The 24,967-nt window shown below is 44.5% G+C and carries 21 protein-coding genes; all 21 read right to left on the bottom strand.

All coding sequences use genetic code 11. From position 1 onward, the window contains the following. Positions 1-156: 156 nt before the first annotated feature. Complete coding sequence (gene tldD / locus AAFM34_RS06960; RefSeq protein ID WP_341661285.1) at positions 157-1,602, bottom strand: metalloprotease TldD; 1,446 nt, start codon at positions 1,600-1,602, stop codon at positions 157-159. A gap of 9 nt (positions 1,603-1,611) precedes the next feature. After that, complete coding sequence (locus AAFM34_RS06955; protein ID WP_341661283.1) at positions 1,612-2,430, bottom strand: carbon-nitrogen hydrolase family protein; 819 nt, start codon at positions 2,428-2,430, stop codon at positions 1,612-1,614. 13 nt (positions 2,431-2,443) lie between these two features. Further along, a complete protein-coding gene (locus AAFM34_RS06950; protein ID WP_371833255.1) occupies positions 2,444-6,319 on the bottom strand; it encodes a YhdP family protein in 3,876 nt (1,291 codons plus the stop codon). 7 nt (positions 6,320-6,326) lie between these two features. Next, positions 6,327-7,796, bottom strand: coding sequence for a ribonuclease G (gene rng, locus AAFM34_RS06945; protein WP_341661281.1), 1,470 nt, complete (start codon positions 7,794-7,796; stop codon positions 6,327-6,329). Between the two features lie 23 nt (positions 7,797-7,819). After that, positions 7,820-8,380: a Maf family protein gene (locus tag AAFM34_RS06940; RefSeq protein ID WP_341661279.1), complete on the bottom strand. Its 561-nt coding sequence runs from the start codon at positions 8,378-8,380 to the stop codon at positions 7,820-7,822. Positions 8,381-8,383: 3 nt separating this feature from the next. Then, positions 8,384-8,872 (bottom strand): rod shape-determining protein MreD, encoded by a 489-nt coding sequence (gene mreD, locus AAFM34_RS06935; RefSeq protein ID WP_160932358.1) that lies wholly within the window; start codon positions 8,870-8,872, stop codon positions 8,384-8,386. After that, positions 8,862-9,749, bottom strand: coding sequence for a rod shape-determining protein MreC (gene mreC / locus AAFM34_RS06930; RefSeq protein WP_341661275.1), 888 nt, complete (start codon positions 9,747-9,749; stop codon positions 8,862-8,864). Before mreC ends, mreD begins: the two co-directional genes overlap by 11 nt. A gap of 58 nt (positions 9,750-9,807) precedes the next feature. Next, positions 9,808-10,851, bottom strand: coding sequence for a rod shape-determining protein (locus AAFM34_RS06925; RefSeq protein WP_114787462.1), 1,044 nt, complete (start codon positions 10,849-10,851; stop codon positions 9,808-9,810). A gap of 203 nt (positions 10,852-11,054) precedes the next feature. Beyond that, positions 11,055-14,534, bottom strand: coding sequence for a DUF6701 domain-containing protein (locus AAFM34_RS06920; RefSeq protein WP_341661271.1), 3,480 nt, complete (start codon positions 14,532-14,534; stop codon positions 11,055-11,057). Next, the gene (locus AAFM34_RS06915; protein WP_341661269.1) at positions 14,531-14,953 is read right to left on the bottom strand and encodes an MSHA biogenesis protein MshP; all 423 of its coding nucleotides are present in this window, start codon (positions 14,951-14,953) and stop codon (positions 14,531-14,533) included. The genes AAFM34_RS06920 and AAFM34_RS06915 overlap by 4 nt, the downstream gene beginning before the upstream one ends. Next, on the bottom strand, positions 14,925-15,713 hold the full coding sequence (locus AAFM34_RS06910) for a type II secretion system protein (protein WP_341661267.1): 789 nt from the start codon (positions 15,711-15,713) through the stop codon (positions 14,925-14,927). Before AAFM34_RS06910 ends, AAFM34_RS06915 begins: the two co-directional genes overlap by 29 nt. Continuing rightward, complete coding sequence (locus tag AAFM34_RS06905) at positions 15,713-16,276, bottom strand: type II secretion system protein (RefSeq protein ID WP_341661265.1); 564 nt, start codon at positions 16,274-16,276, stop codon at positions 15,713-15,715. The genes AAFM34_RS06910 and AAFM34_RS06905 overlap by 1 nt, the downstream gene beginning before the upstream one ends. Then, positions 16,260-16,757, bottom strand: a complete 498-nt coding sequence (locus AAFM34_RS06900) for a type II secretion system protein (protein ID WP_341661263.1) — start codon at positions 16,755-16,757, stop codon at positions 16,260-16,262. Before AAFM34_RS06900 ends, AAFM34_RS06905 begins: the two co-directional genes overlap by 17 nt. 142 nt (positions 16,758-16,899) lie before the next feature. Then, positions 16,900-17,358 (bottom strand): type II secretion system protein, encoded by a 459-nt coding sequence (locus tag AAFM34_RS06895; protein ID WP_341661290.1) that lies wholly within the window; start codon positions 17,356-17,358, stop codon positions 16,900-16,902. A gap of 31 nt (positions 17,359-17,389) precedes the next feature. Then, entirely contained in the window at positions 17,390-17,965 is a 576-nt protein-coding gene (locus AAFM34_RS06890) for a prepilin-type N-terminal cleavage/methylation domain-containing protein (protein ID WP_341661261.1), read from the bottom strand. 80 nt (positions 17,966-18,045) lie between these two features. Beyond that, the gene (locus tag AAFM34_RS06885) at positions 18,046-18,519 is read right to left on the bottom strand and encodes an MSHA biogenesis protein MshF (protein ID WP_341661259.1); all 474 of its coding nucleotides are present in this window, start codon (positions 18,517-18,519) and stop codon (positions 18,046-18,048) included. Further along, positions 18,503-19,726, bottom strand: coding sequence for a type II secretion system F family protein (locus AAFM34_RS06880; protein ID WP_341661257.1), 1,224 nt, complete (start codon positions 19,724-19,726; stop codon positions 18,503-18,505). Before AAFM34_RS06880 ends, AAFM34_RS06885 begins: the two co-directional genes overlap by 17 nt. 9 nt (positions 19,727-19,735) lie before the next feature. Continuing rightward, positions 19,736-21,460, bottom strand: coding sequence for a GspE/PulE family protein (locus tag AAFM34_RS06875; RefSeq protein WP_341661255.1), 1,725 nt, complete (start codon positions 21,458-21,460; stop codon positions 19,736-19,738). Continuing rightward, the gene (locus tag AAFM34_RS06870) at positions 21,450-22,493 is read right to left on the bottom strand and encodes a tetratricopeptide repeat protein (protein WP_341661253.1); all 1,044 of its coding nucleotides are present in this window, start codon (positions 22,491-22,493) and stop codon (positions 21,450-21,452) included. Before AAFM34_RS06870 ends, AAFM34_RS06875 begins: the two co-directional genes overlap by 11 nt. Beyond that, entirely contained in the window at positions 22,490-23,335 is an 846-nt protein-coding gene (locus AAFM34_RS06865) for an AAA family ATPase (protein ID WP_341661251.1), read from the bottom strand. The genes AAFM34_RS06870 and AAFM34_RS06865 overlap by 4 nt, the downstream gene beginning before the upstream one ends. A 6-nt stretch (positions 23,336-23,341) precedes the next feature. Then, positions 23,342-24,964, bottom strand: a complete 1,623-nt coding sequence (mshL, locus tag AAFM34_RS06860) for a pilus (MSHA type) biogenesis protein MshL (RefSeq protein ID WP_341661249.1) — start codon at positions 24,962-24,964, stop codon at positions 23,342-23,344. Between the last annotated feature and the right edge of the window lie 3 nt (positions 24,965-24,967).

Below are 24,967 nucleotides of genomic sequence, written 5' to 3'. Positions count from 1 at the left end.
CGGCGGACTGTTAATCCGTATGTCGCAGGTTCGAGTCCCGCAGGGGGAGCCACTTATAAAAAAAGCCTCATCATTTGATGAGGCTTTTTTTATACACTTAGCTCAATTATATCTTCTAGGGTTGGCAGACTACTATGCCAACCCATATTAGAGTGTCTAGTCAGTACCGCCAACCGTCAAGGAATCCAACTTAAGCGTTGGCTGTCCTACTCCAACAGGAACACTCTGTCCCGCTTTGCCGCATACACCAACTCCGCGATCTATGCTCAAATCATTACCAACCATGGAAACTTGCTGCATGGCTTCGATGCCTGAGCCTATTAAAGTCGCTCCCTTAACTGGACGTGTGATTTTGCCCTTTTCGATCAAATAAGCTTCTGAGGTTGAGAATACAAATTTACCAGAGGTAATATCAACTTGTCCGCCACCAAAGTTAGGTGCGTACAACCCCTTCTCTACAGTAGAAATTATTTCTTCAGGAGCGTGCTTTCCGGGTAGCATATAAGTGTTAGTCATACGAGGCATAGGTAAGTGCGCATAAGACTCACGGCGTCCATTACCTGTCGGCTCTACTCCCATCAAGCGGGCATTATGTTTATCTTGCATATAGCCCTTCAATACACCATTTTCAATCAGGGTATTGTACTGACCAGCAACACCTTCATCATCAATGTTGAGTGAACCACGGAGATCTTGCAAAGTCCCGTCATCGACAATAGTACAAAGCTCTGATGTGACTTTCTGACCCACCTTACCACTAAAGACTGACGACTCTTTACGGTTAAAATCTCCTTCTAACCCATGTCCAACAGCCTCATGCAATAACACACCAGGCCAGCCTGCACCCAGTACAACTGGCATAGCTCCGGCAGGCGCTGCATCTGCGTCAAGGTTAACCAGTGCCATGCGGATTGCCTCATCTGCATATTGGTAGGCGACTTTACTGCCCTTCTCTTGAGTGAGGAAAAAATCATAGTTGAAGCGTCCACCGCCACCAGAGCTGCCTCGTTCACGACGCTCACCACGCTGAGCTAGGACACTAATTGATAATCGAACCAATGGGCGAATATCACCTGCATATGTACCATCGGTTGCAGCAACGAGCATTTGTTCATGTACACCGCTGAGACTTATCGATACTTCTTTAATCAGAGGCTCTTTAGCTCGAATATAAGCATCCAATTCTTTGAGCAGCTGGGTTTTTTGTTGTTTTTGCCAACTTTCCAATGGATTCACAGCACCATATACCTGCTGGTTGCTGCTCGGTTTCAAAGCCTGAACTTGAGCGCTCTGACCTTGCTGAGCAATGCCTCTTGCCGCGAGAGCACTTTGTTTTAGTGCGTCTAGCTGGATTTGATCCGAATAGGCAAAGCCTGTTTTTTCACCAGCAACCGCTCTAACACCGACACCACGGTCGATATTAAAAGAGCCGTCTTTGATAATACTATCTTCAAGAACTAATGACTCATGCCAACTCGACTGAAAATAAATGTCGGCATAATCAATCTGACGTGTGGCAATACTTGCCAAAGTTTGTTCTATGTCCTGTGCGGTCAGGCCCCCTGAAGATAGTAATACCTCTTCTACATGATTTATTGTCATAGTTAGCTCTTAAACATTTAAATGGGTTTCAAAGCGAATGTGCTTGAGTGTTGGCATCGCAGATCGCACGGCTTCAACTCGGTCTAAATCCAAGTCAACGACTAAATTGTCTGGAAGGCTATCTAAACTAGCGATAACCTCTCCCCATGGGGATATTACCATTGAGTGCCCCCAAGTTTCTCGGCCACATCGATGAGTGCCAGTTTGATTGGACGCTATAATCCAGCTTTGAGTTTCAATTGCACGGGCACGTAGCAAGGGCTCCCAATGCGCTGCACCAGTTACTGCCGTGAAGGCTGCTGGAACCAATAAAATATTGGCTCCTCGTTGAACCAATTCACTGTATAAATGAGGAAAACGCACATCATAGCAAATTGATAAACCTAGATGACCAACTGGAGTATTAACCGTGACCACTTGATCCCCTGGCGTGAATGTTTCAGATTCCCGATAACGCTGGTGAGAGTCCTCAACATCAACATCAAACATATGTAATTTATCATAGTGTGCCATTAACTCACCTTGAGAATTATATACCAAGGATGTCGTCGTCACTCCTTTTGCTCGGCGAATCGGCATACTCCCAACAACCAGAAAGGTCGCGGTAGATTTTGCTAACTGGGATAATTCACTCTGAAGCTCCCCTTCAGCTAATGACTCTGCAACCTTGTGATAATCCTGTCGACTTCCAAAGACTAAGCTATTTTCAGGTGTAACAATGAGCTTTGCACCTTGTTCGGCCAACAATATAGCCTGACGCTTAATATAGGCCAGATTCTCTTGAGGATCTGGCCCAGAAGTCATCTGAATAATTGCTATCTTGGGCATGATTTATTTTCCCCTATTTAATCGCTTCACGCAGAGTTTCTGGTAGCTTAAACTCTCCTTTACTCCTCGATAGCTCCTTAACCTCAGGGTTATCAAGCGGTCCCTTAACTTCGTAATTAACTTGGGTGAAAACTTCAACCACAGGAGATATCACGGTTGTGATAGCTAAAACATACAAAGCCGTTGTGGGTGTCACCGCAAATGCTGTAAGAACTGGAATACCCGAAGTAATATCGGGTACAAAATTAACTTCTGCATCAACGGTTTTGGAGTTGAGATTTGCCAAACCTTTAATCGTCATCTCACCCGCCAAAGCATCCATTTTGATATCATTAGTAAGGAATATCCCATTCTTGATATCACCCGTTCCGGTTATTGAGTTAAATGCCATTCCACCATCAAATACATCGCTGAAGTCCAGCTGCATCTTACGTATGATGGAGTCTAGACTAAACAAGCCTAAAAGCCTTGCAGCCCCAGTGGCACCTGTCACTTGACCTTTACCTAATTTCAAAGAAACATGGCCTTCCAAGGTATTAACTTTCACCGACCATGGAGAGCCATCCCATTCGACTTTAGAATCGAGATCAAATGGAGCCTGCTGAATCCCAGAAGTAATGCCAAAACGCTCCATGACATCACTATTATTTTCTCCTGACATACTAATATTAAGCTGAGTATGACTTTGCTGCTCACCAAGTCGCCACGAGCCGTTCATAGCGACTTTGCTGCGGCCACTTTCAAAATTTAACTTCTTCCATTCAAGTACATCTTCATGACGTTCTAGGTCCATCAGGACTTTACCAACTTTATATCCTTGCAACCAAAAATCATCGATGGTGAGCGTTATATTGGGAATGTATTCATGGAAAGAACGTTCAAAATCACTAATAAGTTCTTGTTGATCTCTACCTGCTTTAAACAAGGTCACATCTTTATATTCTTTATCTAAAGCAGGAACATAGACGTGCAGCCTATCGAAAGAAACAGCAAGATCATAAGGCTCTATATAGTTTGCTTCCCCAGCTGCCTCCTGGCTTTCTAGGCTCATATGCCAGCCTAAGTTTTTCCTCTTGGCTCTAAAATCTACGTCATTCCACCAAATGCCTCCAAGCGTCAACTCCTCGACGTCAAGGTCAATACGATTAGGCATTGGAATTTCTGGCATATTCATATTATCAAGGGATGCGGTTCCTTCACTTTCCGAGTTAGATATCAAATCCATCCACTGATCAAAGTTGAGCTTATCTAGGCGAACCTGTGCTTGATGACCGGAAATCGGGCTGATTTTAAAACTACCTTTACCAAGAACCAGATTCGTGGCCTTAAGTACAGGGGTATCAGGGCGAATATCAATTTCGGTCTTGTACTTAAAGTTAGGTAATTGCAAACGTGCACTGATACTTTCTTGATTTCCTGACGCTTGCATGCGCGCTTTCCAAGCCTGATTGAGCTCTTTTTTGAGAGGGTAAGGATAATCGCTAGACACCATTTTTAAATCAGCATTAGTGTCAATCTGGTAAGAAAAACCGACATCATTGAGTTGAATCGCAATGCCCATTTGCCATGGAACATGACCATTAACTGGTTCTATCCAGCGCTTACCAAGATAAGAAGCTAAAGGTTTAAGCTCCCAGTCACCAACCACGTCGATATTAACATCGTATCCTTGGTCTGCATTTTCCCCTCTAAAGTCCAATGCAACTGGTTGTTCTAATAGACTTCCTGTTAGTCCAGCAGCACGAACGACGTCATTATCAAACTTAATGCGTCCTGACACCTTCTCTAAATTCATTTCTGGGGTTTTAATCGCAACTTTTGCATTCGTCAGATCAGCATGACCCCAAGCTCGTACCTCCTTTTCGGAATCAAAAGGCACATTGAGCTTAAAACTTGATTTCACTTCCCCTTTTACTTGAACCGTGGTCAATGCAGCGCCAACGGAATCAACCAGCGGTGATGACATCATATAATCTTTAACTGAGTTTCCCTGCCCGACTGCACTCGCTTCAATTTCTATATGTCCGCCGGACCCAAGCCTTGGTATTTGCCCTGTAATACGGGTTGCTTTTATATCGGTTAAGGTTGCGCCATGAGAATCGAGATAAAGCGAGTCGTTTTGAAAGAGTAGGTCGAGCTGCAAGTCAGTAATAGTTGGCCAAGCGGTATCAAAACTAAACTTGGCATTTTTAAGCCCAACCCACGCCTGAAATACACCATTATTATTGCTGTAGGGAAAGTCACCTAATTCGCCATACCAGAGTAGTTTGGAAGTCTTGACCTTACCTGCTTGAACACCGCTCGACAAGTAGTCAGTCAAGTCACGCCCTAAAGCTAACGCAGGTAAATAGCGCCAAGTTTCTCCAGCATTATAAAGGTCTGCTTCAGCATAAAATGATAAAAATGGACTTTGTTCTTTTGGAAAATCAAGGCGAAACTCTCCCAGAACTTGAAGATCAGGAGTCGCCACAGTGACTTTATCTGCCCACAACGACCAACCATTAGTATCGCTTTGCCATACAATATCTAGCTGACCTTGTTTAATGTTAAGCGGCGCCTGAAATACATCACCATAAGGTAAAACATCATCAATAAGGCTTACTTTGGACTTAGCTTGGTAACGATTACCTGATATGTCAGCTGAAAGGTGTTTAACGCCGGGCAATAGCTCCCATTGCTTCATTGAGCCATCATTAAGCTGCATCGAGTATTTAAGTGAATCAAAATCGGCTCCCTTCATTGATAGACGAATGTCTTCAAGAGAGCCGCCAAGATTTAATGTTTCTAATAGTTGCGATACTTGTTTGGAGTTTGGGAAAAGCTTGGCCAGAGGAGCGACAGCTTTTAGATCAAGCTGTGATACATTAAGAGACCAATCTTCAGCTTGCCAGCTAAATGCGGCATCAAGCTCAGGCCAAGGCTCATGATCGGTGCGTAGCTTGAAGGCGTGAGCATTGACTTGCCAACCTTGCTCACTTGGTTCTAACTCTAAAATTCCTGACTCAATCATCAATTCATGCTGTTGGCCTTCTTGCCAAATAAGTTCCGAAGGTTCTATTTCAACATAAGCACTGACTGGTTGGTTGTGTTCAAGATTCATCCAGCTATTGAGGCTTACTTGTCCCTTCTCAATACCCGTTTCGGTTTGTAGATACTGAGTTAGCCAAGGTGTAATCAGTACATTATCTACTGCTAAATAGAACTCACCACTAACCTCAGCTAAAGATCCATGATCAACAAAATTTGCTTTAACCTGTGCAGAGTTTAAATTGGTATCAGCGATACTAACTTCACCATCAGCGATGTGGTGTTGACCCTTGTTTTGCCAAAACAATTGACTGATATCGAGCTCTCGAACTGAGCCATCAACCCCTTGGATCCGAATTTCAGAGTCTTGCAAAAGAAAACTATCTAGCTGACGTAACAACAACTGATCAAGTTTTTCAATAACGCTTCGCTGCTCTGTTTTAGGCTGTAAAACCTTTGTACCACCGGATTGAGCCCATGTAACAGAACTCAGGTCTAGATTGAGTTTGTTCATGCTAAGATCAGCGATGACTGGCCTCATATCTAACAGTGATTGAACCAGATCAAACTCAACTTCAACCGTTTGAACTGAAAAGTGGATCCCACTTGATTCTGGGGTATTAGCTTGAACATTTTTCAGTGATATTGAAGGGTGGGTGTTACGCCAAAAACCACTGATTTGATCAATTTCAAAATCCAGCTCCGAACCTTGGTTGACCCAATGCTGAATTTCTCCCTTGAAATGGTTAAGTTGTGGTAGAGCTATCCTCAAGGTTGTGACAAACACAGCTAAAGTGACACAAAAGACAACCGCTAGCCACGAAAGTCCATGAAGAATAAATTGAGTCGTTAGTCTATTCACAAACAGCCTACATCATGACTACGTCAAATTGCTCTTGAACATATAAAGGTTCAGCTTGCACTTTAACCTGCTTTCCAATAAAAACCTCTAATTCTGCCAATGCGTGAGATTCTTCTCCTTGCAAGTTATCTGCCACTGCTGGAGATGCGTAAACAACAAATTTATCGGCCTCATATGCTCGATTCACTCTGGTGATCTCTCGCAAAATTTCATAGCACACAGTATCGACTGTCTTAACACTACCTCGACCTTCACAAGTAGGGCAGCTTGAACATAAAACATGTTCAATACTCTCTCGGGTTCGTTTACGAGTCATTTCAACCAAACCCAACTGAGTGAATCCATTAATATTCGTTTTTACTCTATCTTTATTTAGAGCAACTTCTAATGAAGTAAGTACTCGCTTACGGTGGTCTTCAGACATCATATCAATAAAATCGATAATGATAATGCCGCCTAGATTCCGTAACCTCAGCTGACGTGCTATTGCCTGAGTGGCTTCAATATTGGTATTAAATATCGTCTCTTCTAAGTTACGGCGACCAACAAAAGCTCCAGTATTAATATCAACTGTTGTCATTGCTTCTGTCTGATCTATGATGAGATAGCCGCCTGACTTTAACTCCACTTTGCGTTCTAGTGAACGCTGCACCTCGTTTTCGGTGTCATACATATCAAAGATTGGCTTATCACCATCATAGAGTTCAAGCTTATCGGTGAGCTCTGGTACGTACTCTGAAGTAAACTCTTGCAGGTTCTCAAATTCTAATCGCGAGTCGACTAATATTTTGGTCAGCTCTGTGCCCACGAAATCTCGTAAAATTCGTTGTGAAAGACCTAACTCACCATAAAGATTTGAACGGGTTTTATATTTAGTGCGACGTTCATTGACCTTAGACCAAAGGCGTTTCAAAAAAGCCGCATCTTGGGACAATTCTTTATCATCCGCTCCTTCTGCTGCGGTACGGATAATAAACCCGCCCTCCTCGTCACAATAATGACCTACTACTTTTTTAAGACGATTACGTTCTTCTTCACTTTCAATCCGTTGTGAGACACCAACATGACTCGCGCCAGGCATGAAGACGAGATAACGAGAGGGAAGCGTAATATCGGTAGTAAGACGAGCACCTTTAGTGCCAAGAGGATCTTTGACAACTTGAACAACTATGTCTTGGCCTTGGCGGACCAATTCCGAGATATCTCGAACTTGAAACTGCTGCTTTTCATTTTCAGCAACACATTCTGTGTGAGGGACAATATCGGATGCGTGAAGAAACGCGGCTTTATCGAGACCAATATCCACAAAAGCTGCTTGCATACCGGGTAAAACACGGCTCACTTTACCTTTATAAATATTGCCAACAATGCCTCGTTTTGCTTCACGTTCTACATGAATCTCTTGAAGGCTACCCCCTTCAATCATAGCGACTCGAGTCTCGCTTGGGGTGACGTTGATTAACAACTCTGCACTCATGAGTACACCTCAATATGTTAAAATTATAAGAATTTGTGCAAGAGCTGGTCAGTTTCGAATAATGGTAGGCCGACTACGGCATGATAACTACCTTCAATACGTGTTACAAAACGTCCTCCAATCCCCTGAATTCCATAAGCACCAGCTTTGTCACACGGTTCACCCGTTTGCCAATATTGTTCGATTTCTTCCTCTGACAGAGGCTTGAACCAAACATCGGTAGTTACAACTATCGTCTCTTGTTGCTCACTACTTACTATAGTCACGGCTGTCATCACTTGATGAGCGCGGTTAGACAATGACATAAGCATCTGCTTAGCCTGTTCCAGATTATTGGGCTTCTCCATTACCCTATTGTCACACACTACAATTGTGTCGGAGCCGATCACTACAGCATCACTTTCTATCTCTAACCCGGCTAAAGCCTTATCTTGAGACAGACGTTCAACATATTGTGTCGGTGTTTCATCTAAACTCTGAGACTCCTCTACATCAGTTCGGATAACACCAAATTGATAGCCTAGCTGAGACAATAACTCTTTGCGCCTCGGTGAGCCCGAAGCCAATATTAATTTCTGTTCCATTTTTTACCTCACATGCCAATGTCTTCTGATCCTTCGCATCAATAAAAACAGCCATGGCCAAAGAATGGCGTTGATAAGACCACTCCAAAGTAATAATGGATTAAATGCCACCTCCTGAACCAAGTATTCACCAGAGAAGATAAGCACATCTAACATCATAGAAAGCAAACCAACCAGTATGGCTTGCTGCCAAAGTGCCATATTCCTCAATACTAAGAAGTTCAGTGCGACTAGGTAAACAACGATGGACATCATCATGCCACGTATACCAAGAGTAGAGCCGAGCAAAAGGTCCCAGAGAAGCCCTAGAACCAGAGCGGTACCAACGTTCACTCTATGGGGCAAAGCCAGTACCCAATAGCAAGTAACCAAGAGTAGCCAAGAAGGGCGCAATAGGTCAAAAACACCTGGCCATGGAATGGTTTGCAGGGTTAAAGCAATTAAAAATGAAAAGGCAATGACCATCTTACCTTTTAAGACACTATTCGCCACCAGCGGTTACCTCTTGCGTGTTTTGCGGCAATGCCTGTTGAATTTTATGCTGTCGAGAATCGTTTGGCCAAACAAGGAGTAAGTAACGCAGACGTTCAAAATCAACCACAGGTTCTGCCTCAATTGCCGCAAATTCTCGTGCTGTATCGCGCATCACATTAGCCACATGGGCAACAGGGTAGCCTTCTGGATAAACCCCACCAAGACCAGATGTAACCAGCAGGTCCCCTTCCTCAATATCTAAGCTAATAGGGATATGATCCAAATTAATCCTATCTATCGAGCCCTTACCCGAGGCAATAACACGAATATCGTTTCGAATAACTTGGACAGGAATGGCACTTTGGCTATCAGTCAGAAGAAGCACTCGGCTATTATGCGCTGAGACAAAAGTCACTTGCCCGACAATCCCTTTCTCGTTGGCTACGGGCTGTCCGACGTAGACACCATCTATCTGACCTTTATCAATCACAACTTGCTGGCGATAAGGAGAAGTATCTACCGCCATCACCTCAGTCACCACCTTACGCTCATCACGTACAAATGAAGAACCTAACAGCTTACGCAAACGTTGGTTTTCTTCTCGGTACTGATCAAGCAGTAACATGTCATTCTTAAGACGAAGAATTTCACGTTTAAGTTTGTAATTGCTTTCCATAAAGTCTTGGCGAATATTAAATCGCTCATACGCATCATCAAATATAACGCGAGGGACATCTGCCAAGTATTGAATGGGTGCCACCATACTATTGAGAAGATAGCGTATTTCAGCAAAAGCACCTAAACGACTGTCAGCCAGCATAAGGCTGGCTGACATAATGACCGCAAAAAACAACCGTAACTGAAGTGAAGGTCCTCTGCCAAAAATCGGCTTCATTGAATATGAGTTCCTTTTTTCACTCAAATAGGCCTGAGGTTAATTCAGGCCTATTTGATTATTCTTCACTGAAAAGATCGCCGCCATGCATATCGATCATTTCTAACGCTTTACCACCACCTCGTGCAACACAGGTTAATGGGTCTTCAGCGATAACAACTGGGATGCCTGTTTCTTCAGTCAGAAGACGGTCAAGGTCTTTTAATAAGGCACCGCCACCAGTTAGAACCATACCATTCTCTGAAATATCAGACGCAAGTTCAGGTGGACATTGCTCTAGCGCAACCATAACGGCGGAAACAATACCAGTGAGAGGTTCTTGCAGGGCTTCAAGGATTTCATTGGAATTTAAGCTAAAGCTTCGTGGCACACCTTCGGCTAGGTTACGGCCACGCACTTCGATTTCTTCGACTTCATCACCCGGGTAAGCGGAGCCAATTTCGTGCTTGATTTTTTCTGCTGTCGCTTCACCAATTAAGCTGCCGTAGTTACGACGCACATAGTTAATGATGGCTTCATCAAATCGGTCTCCGCCAATTCGTACAGACGAAGAATACACCACGCCGTTTAACGAAATGACCGCAACTTCTGTGGTCCCGCCGCCAATATCAACCACCATGGACCCTGTAGGTTCTGAAACACGAAGACCTGCACCAATTGCAGCCGCCATAGGCTCATCAATCAGATAAACCTCACGGGCTCCAGCGCCAAGTGCCGATTCGCGAATTGCTCGGCGTTCAACCTGAGTAGAACCACAAGGCACACACACCAACACTCTCGGGCTTGGCTTTAGTACACTGTTGTCATGAACTTGTTTAATAAAGTGCTGCAGCATTTTTTCGGTGACATAAAAGTCTGCTATCACGCCATCTTTCATTGGACGAATGGCAGAAATGTTACCTGGAGTACGGCCAAGCATTTGTTTCGCTCCGTGCCCCACAGCAGCAACACTTTTACCTGCTCTGTTACGGTCTTGACGGATAGCGACGACTGAAGGCTCGTCAAGAACAATACCTTGTCCTTTGACGTAAATAAGAGTGTTGGCAGTACCTAAATCGATAGATAGGTCATTAGAAAATATGCCACGAAGTTTTTTGAACATATTCTTCGCTCGTCCTGAAAGAATTAGAAGATAGAAATTTGCACTAAATGTACCAATGCCTAGCCGTATCAGCAAGGTGTAGAGCTATAAACATGGGGTGAAATCCGTTATTTCTAACAGATTCCTAACCAAAGTCGAAAAATCACGCAATGAATAAAGCGTATTTATCGAGTGTGACGTTTTTTTGAACATTGAGAAAAACGCTAGTCTTGTTCATTCCACCAAATGACTCGATCGCTTCCTCGGTAAATACCAAACTGAACCTGTCCAGAAACCGAGTTATTATCATCGAAACTGCCATCGTTATCGACATCCTCTCTAAGCCATGGCACTCCCCTAAGCTGCATATCAAAAGACGAGGTAATCGTCCCCGTATTTCCAGAACCAGGCGCACTAAATTCAAGCCAAGACTCGCCGCTGCTAGCTGTAGCTGATGTCAGGGAGGCGTCAACCTCAGGCGGAATCGGGCTACCGCTGGTGACAACTGTGTAATCACTTGAACTAAAATCAAAGTTGGTGACGCTACCAAAGTTTGTACAAGCATCTGCCGTATTAGTGACGAACTGGTTACTATTGTAATACTGCAATTCGAGTCTTTGCCTTAGCGCAGAAAGCTCAGAGCCATAGGTATCATTAATGAGTAAACGCCCCCAGTAAAGCTGCATTGCATTATCGCTGTTAAAGCTAATACCTAAGCAATCGCTAGTGGAATTCGAATCGGCTGTTTTATAACAAACACCATCTTGATCGGTGATATCGCTCGCACCCAAAGTGAGCTGAAGATTTGCTGAGAAAGAGTTTATAGGGCTCACACCTTTGGCGTAGGTGATCTGTTCGTTATTTAGTTGCACTATAGAGGCGTTACCGGGGTCTGTAAACCTATCAACACTTGCTGCATCTTCATCATAACTAATCGATTCACTGGTATTAGTATCACTGTATGAACGCGTTGGCCAACTACTGTCATAACGCCAAAAGTCACCAAACTGATAGTTTGTGACATCAGCACCATTGGTAGCCTTCGGGTTTAGCGCTAAACGGGGGGCAAGGAGATAGCCAAAAGGCTGGCCAATATAGCTAAAGCTGTTGTTGCAAGTCGCTTGCAGCGTAGGTGATTGAAAAATAGACGCTGCAAAGTAGGCGGGAATAAAACGCAGATACACACTTTTAGCGGGTGCAATGGTTTTTGCGTTGCTGCCATTAAATGTTGCTGGAGGAGTAATGGTAAAATCAAATACTCCCACTTCTGACAAAGACTGGGGAACGATATTGGTGCTGCCAGCCACAGCAGAATGATCATAGCTTACGGTGCTTATTGTGCCCTCTTGAGAAGTTGCAGTATCAGGCGATGCCAATTTATGAGCAACATCGATACCGCTATGTGTGTAGTTGGGCGTTGGCTGATTAGTTTGACCTAGCGCTGTAACTTCTAGGTTAAAGCTCGCACCTGCTTTAGTAAACCAATTACAAAACGCATCGATACTGGTGCACTCTTCTTCAACTCCAGCAGAGTTCTTTGCTACTACAGCAAGAGAAGCAGGAAAACTCACAAAGTTACTGGCCCCAGTTAACTCCAAACCACTTTCATCCCCAGTACCAGTAAATTTAGCATTCAGTTGTAACTGCCCAGCATCGTCATAATTAAGATTAAACTTTGTTTGACCATTGCTATCAAAGGCCAAGTCAAAATTACCCGCTCCTGACTCACTGGTATTGAGTGCATCATATGTTCCAGTTGGATCAATTGACACTTTAGGATCACCAATTATATCAGGCGCTGTGGGGTTTAAATGCTGACTCCAGAGGGCCACACTTTTAGTCACATTGCCAAAACCCACATCACACTTAGTATTACTATCACCCTGCTTAACTGCGCTTATCGTCACCTCTACGGCTTCAGCGGCATATTTATCGGGTACATCAATTTCAAAACCACTGTCAGAAAAGACTAGGTCGCAATTTGATGCGCTCCAGCCTCCACTGCCTATTTGGCATAAATTTGTAGAAAATGGTCGAGCAGGTGGATTAGAACCCATAACATCCAAAGTTATTGTGCCAGGTTGATATTTTCTAATGTAAAAGGTCCCTGAACCACCAGTAAAACTCTGCGAACTTCCACCTTCCCAACCACCACCACCAGAGACACTCGATGGGTCTAGAGAAACAGTAACCGTATCAGTAAATAACTCACTACAAGTAGCGTTTTTGCAAGCCTGAATCGTGACTTCAGAACGATTACAAGTTATTCCTTGTCCCGTATGGGTGATACGAAAGTGATCGATTTGCTCATCGATAGGTCGCGATCGAAGCGCACACACTTCAAAATTATCTATTTCATGAATATTGGTCACACTACCAGTAGAACCTGTTACTGATAGTAGAAAGTCAGCCGGTACCGCTGCCTGATTGTACTGACTAGCTAAAACATTGACTGGACCAACGATAGACTGCCAACTCCCACTGCCTATTTTACGTGAAATCTCAACCTGAGATTGATTACTGACCTGTGAGTCAACAACAATGCGATAGCGGTGAATTGAACCCGAGTTATTGTTATCAACGGTAGGAGATAAGCAATTACCGTTAGTATTAGTCTGACCATTATTACATGCACCAGCTAAATATCGATAACCTGTTTCATCAACTCCGGATCCTCGAATAGCAACAGATTGCCGCCTGCGTCCAGGGGTAGAGCCTTGCCCGCCCTCTCTGGAAAAGTTACCATATTCATCGATGCCAACCCCAAGCCAACCACCAGCAAATCCAGGCTCATTAGGCTTAAAACCATAGCCAAGAGGGCCGCCAAAAGCACCAGCTCTGGGGGTAATAAGAGCATCAGACAGAACGATAGCAATACCGTCAGCTCCATTACCTCCATAAGCAAAATGATCAAACTCAATCTCAACTAAATTATCTGCAGCAGGAAAGAGACGCTGATAGGTGGAGGAAGTTGATTGGTCTTGAACGGCTTGAGTAAACCTCAGCCTATTACTTACTACTTGAGGCTGAAAACTTCCTTTACTGGTTGAGGTAACCCATAAATCAGACAATGACCCCGCATTGAAATCATCACTAAAGCATTGTGGTGATGGATTAGAACCACCATCGCACATATCCAATAAATCAGCATTGGTAATCGCATCAGGATCTATAATGACGTCACTATTACCTCCGATTGTCAGCGCCCCTCCTGCACCAATCGCTCCTGTTATATCAGCATTACCAGCTACATTGACTGAACCTGCAACATAAATGATACCATTGACGTTGTTCTGCCCAGTGATCGAAAGACTACCGGCAACATAAATAAATAGGTCTTCTGGATTACCACCTACGTTAATATCAGCATTTGACAGTTTAAGAGTATCAAAATAGAAACGTGCAGTAGTGCCTGTACTATTGAGTATGGTGCCATTTTTTAGATCACCATCATTAAAGTTCCAGTCTCCAGCAGGAAAATCTACCGTAACGCCTTGCCCATTAACCTCACATCTTCCGTTCCTACACTCTAAATCCCCTCGCTTAGCACCAATAACATCTGTAGATGGGCGAACAATACCATTAGGGCTTTGATTGCCCGATGGAGGATCGGTAAAAATATCAGTACATAGGGGTGCTGCATACACAAAGGTAGAGCAAAGCAAACTCAGTAAAAAGCAGCCAATAGAAGATAACTGTCTCATTGCTTAAGCCCTACTTGAATTACTCTTTGTAATTGCCAATCGCCCACACTACAGGTCCCTGTAGATGTAATCTGGAAAATATTACGGCTATCATCAAGTTGACCAACATTGACGCAGCTAACGCTTGCCGAGCATTGAAAAAAACCAGTGCCTTGCAGGGTTATCGCTTGGACGGAAAGAGATTGGCAGCTGCCGCTAGATGGGGTTTGATAGAAACGGCTAAGCTCGATTTGAGCAGCAGAGCGCGCTGCCAGTTCAGCCCTTGTTCCGATTACAGAAGCAATAAACTGATCGCTGCTGCGCTCTTGGTTTCGGTTAGCCACTGCGGCGACAAAGCCAACCACGACCACAATAATAAACACCACCAGCAGCAGGCCACTGCCAGTTTGTTTATGGCGTATTGTAGATAAGCGCATCATGATCAAATCTTACCTGTTCTCCGTTGTCCTCAAATATCAGCTCCATTTTCACCAAACCATTGCGTTGCAACTGTGGTTGCTCGACGAAAAAGTTAACAGCGCTTAGGTTACCTGCGACTCGAACTCCGGTATTGAGGGACGCTGGCGTCAGCGACGCTCTATTTAAAGAATAGCCGGAATAGCGCAATAACTCATTACCCACTAGGCAAAATGCCACTGGATCTCGATAGAAATAAAGGCGATCAGCGGGGCTAAGCGTTTCAAATCCACTTGCTTGGGTCAAAGTCACATCCACCATACTTGTCATTGCCCCACTAACAGCAAAATCAACCGCTGTCAGAACTTGGGCTGTTTGGCCAGTTGCTACCACATCGGTTCTAAGCTCAGTGGCATCGGTTGGGTAGACCACAACTCGCTCATTAGCTGGGATATTCTTTTCAATCGGCAGCACTCGAATCGTGTTGGAAGCAGCCGAAGTAGAAGGGAGATCAAGATAAATCGCACTATTGGTAATGGGTAAGATTTCAATGCACTCATTGTTAACAATCACGCTGTTGGGTACGGCTTCTCGTATTTCTCTGCGTAATCTTTCGGTGACAAAGCGCCCTTGCTGCACCAAAGCTTCACGACTGGCTGAATCTGAATAAAGCACTAAAGACTGGCGGATCACCTCGCCAATAAATAGACCGACAATGCCGAGCAAGGTAATAGAGACCACCATTTCAATTAGGGTAAAACCACGCACGCGCTCTAGTTGCATTAATAGTTACCTCTGATCACCGCAAACGGATACTGATTTCCCTGACGATCGGTCACTGTCACTTCGATTCGTTTGTAATGGGTGATGCTGGTCGATGGTGTGCCTTGCATCAGCCCGCCATTAAAATCCTCATAATAAACCCTAATCGCTATGTTATAACCTTGATAGCCTTCACTGAGGGTATCTCCCAACACATCACGCGCACTACCATTAAAACCATTAAAATCATCAACGTCATTGTAAAGGGTATTGTTACTCTCTCCAGAGCCGGTTTCTGGACCTAAAGCGGTTGGTGCGGTGCAAATCGCCCCTGACACGCCGGACAAAATGCATTCAGGTAAGCCCCCATTTAGGCCTGAGTTGTGATCAAAATTTCTGCCCAGCACTTCATCTATAACAGCACGTCCAAGCTCAGCCGCCTTAACAGCCGCAATTTGATCGGCGCTTTGTTTACCTCTTGGAAACAGGGCAGTAGAAACTCCGCCAACGGCTATCGCCAAAATGGTGATGACAATGATCATTTCAACCAATGTAAAACCACGTACCTTAGCAGCTTGATGCATTGGCGTAGATCCCCCCTTGTGCATTGATACAGATATAGCGTTGCGTACCAGATTGGCCAGTTAGCGTTACGGTGCAGTCGGGGGTGCATTGCTCTGGGCGTCCTAAAGTATCAAAATCAATAAAATTGACATTACCATCGGCATCAAGGCTAAGCTGAACATTGGCTTGTTGGCCATTAACATAACTGCTGTCACTGGTGTCTGTGGGAAGGGCAGTGCTGCATGAGCCTGCTGATGCCGCTGGCGAGACTTGCATCACTTGGTTATTGCTTATCAACCAGCGGCCGCAAAAGCCACTACGATTCATAGAACGAAGCTGAGTTAAACGTAAAGAGGAAAGTACTTCTTGTTCGATAAGCCGGGCATCAAAGCTGCTTTTGCCAAGAAAGCGACTCGAAGCGTACGCAGAAACGATTCCAAGTAGGATAACAATGGTGATAAGTTCAACGAGAGTAAAGCCTTGGTTTTGCTTACTAGGCATATCAACCTTTCATAGGTGATGGGCGTGGTTTAAGTATAGATAGTAAATGGTATTTCAGGCACTAAGACTGTCTTAATGTAAAAGCCTAGCACCTTAAATTTTAATAATAAAAAGGCCAGCATTGCTGGCCTAAATAAACAGGTTAGCAGCCAGTACTAATAACCTGTGAAGTCGCTATAGCAGTTGCAGTCGCTTGAGTGTACAAAACACCGCAGTTTGTAGTTGGTCCAGATGAAGCGCGATAAATAATTTGGGTGGCACCGCTTGTAGCCCCTACCCAATCAGGGTTTGTACTAGAAGTACCTTGAATTGCGTTTCCTATCCCAGCCGATGTAGCTGCAGGGTAGCCATAAACTATACTGATAGTTGTAGTTGCATCTGAAACAGTAGAGGATGCAAGTTTATCTTTTCCATCAATTGCGGCCTTACCATAGATAACGCCAGCCGCACCATCAATAGCCCCTTTAAGCCCCTGCAAAGCAGCACCACGCGCATCACCTTGAAGGTTAAGAAAACGAGGCGCCGCTGTTACGGCTAAGATACCTAAAATTACAATCACCACAACCAGTTCAATAAGGGTGAATCCAGCTTGTTTTTTCATCATCTTACATCTCTCTTTTCACTTTGACCCGCTATTGCAAGGTGACAATAACGCGGCCCGTTTTAATCTCATACACAAACTGATTGTCAACACCGCCGACTTTTTGAATATAAGTACAACGTTCATTACTCTCCGCTTGCGCCGAATATTTAATATTGTCGCTACCACTGGCTGTTGTTGCGGCCTCTACACCCGGTGGGTTTTGCAGTAAATTTTCCATCAGCTCGACACAAATATCATCGGTTAAAGCTGCTGGGAAACTGGTATCACCGGTTTTTTTTACTGCCCATGGGTAGCCATCACGAAACCCTGTGTCTGAGTTGCTGGAGTTTTTTGCCCTAGTAAGCCAAAACTCCACACCGTCATAATTAACACTATTGTAGGTTTCTGTATCCACTGTTACTGAAGGGCGAGATTCCGCTTCCCACTGCGCGCGTGCAGACAAGACTCCGGTCGCATAGCCTCCCGCTACACCTTCTACGCTGGCTTTCTTAGCGCTGTCTGTCACATCTAAAAAGCGTGGCAAAGCTGCCACTGCTAATAAACCGACAATCACAATCACCACTACAAGCTCAACTAAAGAGAAACCTGACTGCTTACCTTGCATAATTATCAACTCGCCATCTAGCGGCGCGAATTATACTTAATACGCCAATTATAACCAAGACAAATATTAGACTTTTTATTCTAGCCATTATTAATACCAATGCTGAACTTACCTTCTACTAACTGAACTCGAATTTGCCTATCCTTTGAAAATACATACTCACAGTCATAGTGACCTGCGATGGTGCGCTCTATCACCTGATTTGGCGCTTCATCAAGCACCCTTTGTTCTGGATACAAGAGTTCAAACCAAGCCTGGCAACTTGCCTTCCTCTGATCACCTAAGGGCAGCAACCATCCACTGGATGAAAAGATAATTTGCTGTCCTTCGATTTCTAATTGCTCTGGCTGTCCTTTTAATACCCACTGCTGTTTATAAAACCCCGCTCTATCGAGCATTCTTTTACTCGCCAATAAAAATGCCGTTTCATCCATGTCTTTTTGCAGCTTTTCCACCGCCGTCAGCAAACTTACCAGTAACACGCAAATCACAACCAGCCAGAGGACCAGTCGCGACCTATCTGGGCTTATCACCATATCAGCCTTGGATAGCATCTAGCATTCCCCACATAGGGAGGAATATTCCAAGTGCCAAGATGAGCACCATGGCCGCCACTACTACTAATAATATAGGCTCTATTCGCGCGGTTAGCGTTTTAAGATCGTAATCAACTTCCCTATCATAAAAATCTGCCGCTTCAAGTAACAACTCATCAATACGACCGGTTTCTTCGCCCACAGACAACATTTGTAGCACGAGTGGAGTAAATACTTTACTGTTGTTGGCTGTGGATGAAATGGTTCCACCCGCTTCAATTGATGATTTCATCTCAAGTAAACGATTTTCTAGAAACTTGTTTTCTAAGGCTTCTGCCGAAAGTGCTAAGGATTGATTCAGCGGAACACCGGCTTTAAGCATCAAGGCAAAGGTGCGAGAAAAGCGAGATAACTGGGCTCGGTTAACTAAATCTCCAATAATCGGCATACGCAAACGAAACTTATCCCACTTTTCCTGCCCACGGGCAGTGCGCTGCCAAGTCTTAAAGGCAAACAAGCCCCCGAGCAGAAGCGCTAAAAGCAGCCCCCAGTAATTCACAAAGAAATCTGAGGTAGTAATAATGATCCTAGTGGGGAGAGGCAGATCAACCCCAAAACGAGAGAACATACTCGCAAACTGAGGAATAACCTTCACATTAAGCACAAATAAGGCAACAAGAATAAAACTGATCACAAAAGTTGGGTAACGCATTGCGGTTTTTATCCGCTTGCGAGTTTCCACTTCCTGTTCATAATAATTTGCTAATTGCAGTAGGGCTTGGTCCAAACGACCTGTGTTTTCACCCACGTTGATTAAGGATACAAACAGAGGGCTAAACACTTTGGAATGCATTTGCATTGATGCCGATAGACCTCGACCATTGGTAAGCTCATGGGATACGTCTTCCAACGCTTCTTTGAGCTGCTTATTAGCGCTATTTTGTGTTAGCCCTTTCATAGAGCGCAGCAATGGCACACCAGCTTTGGTCAAGCTATACAATTGACGACAAAATATCACTAGTACTTCTAGTGGAACCGAAGGGGTAAATAGGGCTTTGAGATCGAAATTTAATGCACTGCCACCACCACCGCCAACTGCGATGGTGGTCGGTATCACACCTTTATTGATCAAAGATTCTGCCGCAGCTTCTTCCGTAGCTGCATCAATTTGCCCAGCGGCGGCTGAGCCATCTAAATTTCGTCCCTCGTAGCGAAAAATTGGCATCCGTGTACCCTACAGATAAATGGCATCAACAGAGCCTGACGCATCGCCTTCGCCAAGCGTCATGACTTCATCTAAACTCACCACGCCTTGCAAAGCCAGTTCCATCGCCGACGCTAAAAGGGGTTTGTAACTTTCAGCTTGGCGAGCAACAGCAGCAAAGCCCACCGCGTCTCCTGCTCTTAACATATCCATCATTTCATGCTCCAATTCGAGCATTTCAAACACACCTATCCTGCCTTGATAGCCAGTTAGGTTGCAATTTTGACAGCCTCGCCCTTTGACAAATGGTGCTTGTTCTTGATTAGGAAAACGCTGTGCTAGCCATTGTTTCTTCGCCTCTTCTAATTTGTCATCGGTTTTACAATCTGGACACACCTTACGCACCAACCGCTGGGCAACCACAGCTCGCACAGCACTGGCAACAAGATAGCCTGGTGCTCCCATATCCATCATACGTAGCGCACTATCGACTGCATCATTGGTGTGCAAAGTACTTAACACTAAATGCCCTGTCAGTGCGGCGCGCAATCCAATTTCAACCGTTTCTTGGTCACGCATCTCCCCAACTAGAATAATATCTGGGTCTTGGCGCAAAAAACTGCGCAAGATGGTAGCAAAGTCGAGATCAATTTTTGGATTGACCTGAACCTGATTAACCCGCGACAAGCGATATTCGACAGGGTCTTCCACGGTAATGATTTTTTTACCCGGCTGGTTAAGCTCTGTCAGCGCGCCATAAAGCGTGGTGGTTTTACCCGACCCCGTCGGTCCTGTCACTAGAATCATGCCATGTGGCCGCTTAAGTTGGCGTCTTAAACGAACCAGTAGATGCTCAGGTAAACCGGATTCTTCAAGCTTGCGCACCCCAGCAGACTGGTTGAGTAAACGCATCACAACTGATTCACCGTGTTGTACTGGCATGGTCGACATACGAATATCCACCGATTGCCCTTTCGAGCGAATATTAAAACGCCCGTCTTGCGGCAAGCGCTTTTCTGAAATATCTAGATTAGCCATCAATTTGAGTCTTAACACAAGTGCAGGTGCGACATTCACCTCGTTAAGTAGCGTCTCATGTAATACGCCATCAATCCGTTGGCGCAAACGCAGCACATCCGCATCTGGCTCAATATGAATATCAGAAGCTCCGACTTGAATTGCATCTTCAAATAACGAGTTGATAAGTTTGACTACGGTTACTTCATCACTGTCTTCGTCTTCAATATTGAAGTCAAATGAGTCAGTAACCTGATGCTCAGCCTGCAATTGTTCGGCAAAAGACGCAATTTCTTTGGTGCGCCTGTAATAGCGATCAAAACCATCAACCAACTGTTTTTCAGGTGTAATGACAAATTCTACTGTGTATTGCGACAGTTGATCGAGTAACGCTTCTTGAGCCGATAAATCCGCAGGATCACTCATAGCAATTCTGAGTGTATTGTCTTGACGACCAATCACCATAGCGCGCAGTCGACGTGCATGAACCTCAGGCAAGATCTGCACTGCATCAACATCGACATGCGCTCTGGCTAAATCAATCAAAGGAATATCTAACTGCCGAGATAAAAAGTTGAGCATATCGCTCTCAGTCAAAAAGCCCAGATCAATCAGTGTGTCACCTAATTTTCTACCTGAGCTCTTTTGCGCGGCTAGCGCTTCTTCTACCTGAGGCTCTGTAATAATGCCTTCTTCGACCAATAAGTCGCCTAGGCGCTTTCTTAGTTTAATCTGCATCAGGTTGCTCCTCTAAGCGACGGATAAGAGCCAAGCGATCACGAATAAACTGTTGAGATTGACTCGATAAACCAAGCTTATTTAGCGCTTGCTGATAAGCTTGTTCAGCGCCGGGTAAATCCAATGCTCTTTCTTGCTGAATGCCAAGGCCCAGCCACCAGCGACCTGAGTCTGGCTCCATAGACACCAAACTCTGATAACTATTAAGGGCAATCTCGTCATGATTCGCCTTCTGTGCCAACGCGGCTCGTAATGAGATATAGTCAACCGATGCCTGTTCTGGAACATGTACAAGCGCTGTTAAAGCTGCATCATTTTGCTTTTCTTTTATTAGCAATTTGGCAAGTGATAACCGAAGAACCGCCGATTCTTTATCAATTTGAATGCCTTTATTTAGTATTTCGACTGCCTTTCTGACATCCCCTTTACCGTAATACAAGGCTGACAGTTTCTTGCGAACTTCAATATTATTGGGCTCATAACGAAGAGATAGCTGGTACTCGTCTAAAGCCTGATCAAGATTATTATTTTCTAACGCTTTACTCGCTCTCTGTTGGGCTTTTTCCGACAACTGTGCTGGTGATAACTCAACTTGATGGATCACCATCTCACCGGCTGGCGCGCCAGTGAGATGAGCATGTTTATCAGCCTGATAGACCTGACTTTTCCTAGTCTGTGCGGTAACGAAAGGTGCAGCATTGGGGCTTGAAATGACGCGTTTTTTCTCAGAAGCTTTACTGGAAGATTCGGCCAAGTAAATGGTATCGGTACTCACCGAAGGTTTGGATGTTGGAGATAACACCTTTGCAGGCAATGGCGTTATGGTATCAGAAGCTGGGGCTTGCTCGGCTTCCAACGGGGACTGAACAGAGAGAGTCCAGCCACCCACGGCAAGACTCAAGGTAAAACTACCTATAATCCACGGAAAAACTCTGCGCTGTTTAATGGGTTGGATACGCGCTTTGACAACAGGTTCAGCCTGCCGCGAGCGACTCTTTGCCAATTCGGAAAGAGCGTTATTAATCGCACTCATGATACACTCCAACCCCATATCAACGGGCTTTTAAATTTCGGTTTACAGCTATCATAGGTATCATGAATGGCACTAAACAAATGTCGATTTTGCACCATTTCGCTTCCTTGGCTGCATGCTAGCACTAGGCACTTGTGACAAATTTGATTGATTAACCTTGGTATTCCTCGACTTGCCTTCCAAATTGCTTTTTTGTGACCAAGGGTGAACAACTCTGTATCTGCTCCAGACTTTTCCAATCTGTTATCAATATAAGCCACTACTTCTGAGAGTGTTAATCCTCGCAGTTGGGCACTAAAAGTGATTCTCTGTCTAAATTGACGCAGGTGATGTTGCTCCAAACGAGTATCTAACTCAGGTTGACCAAGCAAAACAATTTGTAATAATTTGCTGTGCTCTGTTTCTAAGTTCCCGAATAAACGCAACACTTCCAATGCCTCATCACTCAATGCCTGAGCTTCATCAACAAATAAAACGACTTGCTCTCCCAAACGGGCTAGCTCTATAAGTTTAGCTTGAATGTCTCCAACAATGGTGGTGGAGTCAGAAGGTGTCACATCCAGTTCAGCTGCTATAGCTCGGCGTAGCTCATCCCCATTAAGAGCAGGATTCGGCAAATAAACCAGTTGCACCTCTTGATCCAATTGGTTAACGAGAATGCGGCACACCATTGTTTTTCCAGTCCCCACTTCTCCTGTTACTTTGATTAAACCTTCTCCCATCTGAATCGCAGAATGTACTGTCTGAATAGCCTCATAGTGAGGCTCCAAACCTAAAAAAAGCTCTGTATTTGGAGTTAAGTGAAAGGGAAATTGGGTTAAACCAAATCGTTCAAGGTACATAGGCAGTTATTGCTCATCTGGGAACCATTCTTCAAGCAGATCTCGCGAGCGTTCCAACTCCTTCTGCCAAGTATTCACACCCACTATGGTCGGCTTAAGCAAAATAACTAGCTCAGTTTTCTCTGTAATTTGAGTTGTATTGCGAAATAAATGACCAAGCCCTGGTATATCGCCCAAAAAAGGCACTTTTGATGTTTGATCAAAAGTATTGGATTTCATCAAACCACCAATGATAACAACGTCACCATCTCTAGCTCGAATCACCGAATCTGATTCGCGAATAGAGCTTGTCGCAACAGGTAGTGTCACCTTGTCCGTACCATTGGTTATATCTTTAGTTTCTTCCTTTACATCAATGACCGCAGGGTGAACATGAAGCAAAACACTGCCATCATTGTCGATTTGCGGCGTTACATCTAAGGAAATACCTGAGAAGAAAGGCGTTAGCTCTATATCCGTGGTTGTGTCAGAGGCCGTGGTGCCACTGCTAGTATTGCTAGAAAAGTCAGTAACATAATAACTGTCATTGCCAACTTTAATGACAGCTTTTTGATTATTCGATGCAGTGACTCTTGGGCTCGAAAGCACATTGAGATCACCTTGTGTAGACATAAAGCTAATCACTGCATCAAAGCTGCCACTTGATATCACCAAATTACCAGGTCCGCCCAGCAAAGCACCGATCGAGTCTAATCCAGGCAGTGCTGGCACAGGAGTTGTTGGGCTGCCTTGACCCAAAGTGTAATTTGTCCCATTGGAGGTAAAGGCTTTTGACCAATCTATGCCCTGCTGATAGCCATCACTTAATGTTACTTCTAATATTTTCGCCTCCAGAATCACTTGGCGGTGTAATCTTTGCTGCGACATACCAATAAAGTTCTGCACTTCACGTATTTGATCTGGAAAAGCTCGAACGGTAATAATTCCAGCTTGCGGTGTAATCACCACACTCTGCCCTTGCCCCGAACCAATTAACTGACTCACCGCCTGTTCTAGCTGTGGCCAAAAATCACTTTCACTGGTGGTTTCAATTTCCGTTCCTCCTTTCGCTGAACTTGTTGTAGAGGAAGTGGAGGAAGTATCTGAACTGCTGCTTGATGACGACGTCGAAGAGCTCGTGTTAGTGATGGTTCCAGTCGTAATGAAGGTATTGGATCGACCATTTCGTTTAAACTGTAAGTAGTCAACAGGGATAGTAACGGTTCTAAGTCCAGCAGGGTATATTTGGATAACCTTACCAGTTTTCTCTACTTGGTAACCATACAGGTCTCGCACCACAGATAAAACCTCATCGAGCGACACATCAAGTAAGTTAACTGTGATGGCTCCAGATACATCAGGGTGCAAAGCGACACTGTACTCGGTGCCTTTTACCAAACTAGTGAAAAAAGCTTTCGCTTCTACCTCATTGGCTTGAATTCTAAAACGTTTCACCGTTTTAGATTCAATTAAACCCGCGTGATCAAGCTCCGGCATTAAATCCGCTTCAACAGAAGGAGGCAGTTGCTCTAACCCGCCAAAGCCACCAATCGCCTCGTCGAGTTCATTTTTTATTTCAACGGGGTCACGGTGCCCCATCGAGCAACCAGCTAGTAACGTAACAACAACTGTTATAACGAGTTTACGCATACA

Origin of the sequence: Vibrio sp., assembly GCF_038138445.1 — a bacterium.
Classification (GTDB): domain Bacteria; phylum Pseudomonadota; class Gammaproteobacteria; order Enterobacterales; family Vibrionaceae; genus Vibrio.
Note: the sequence above shows the minus strand (reverse complement) of the source record. Positions and strands in the feature narration are given on the sequence as shown.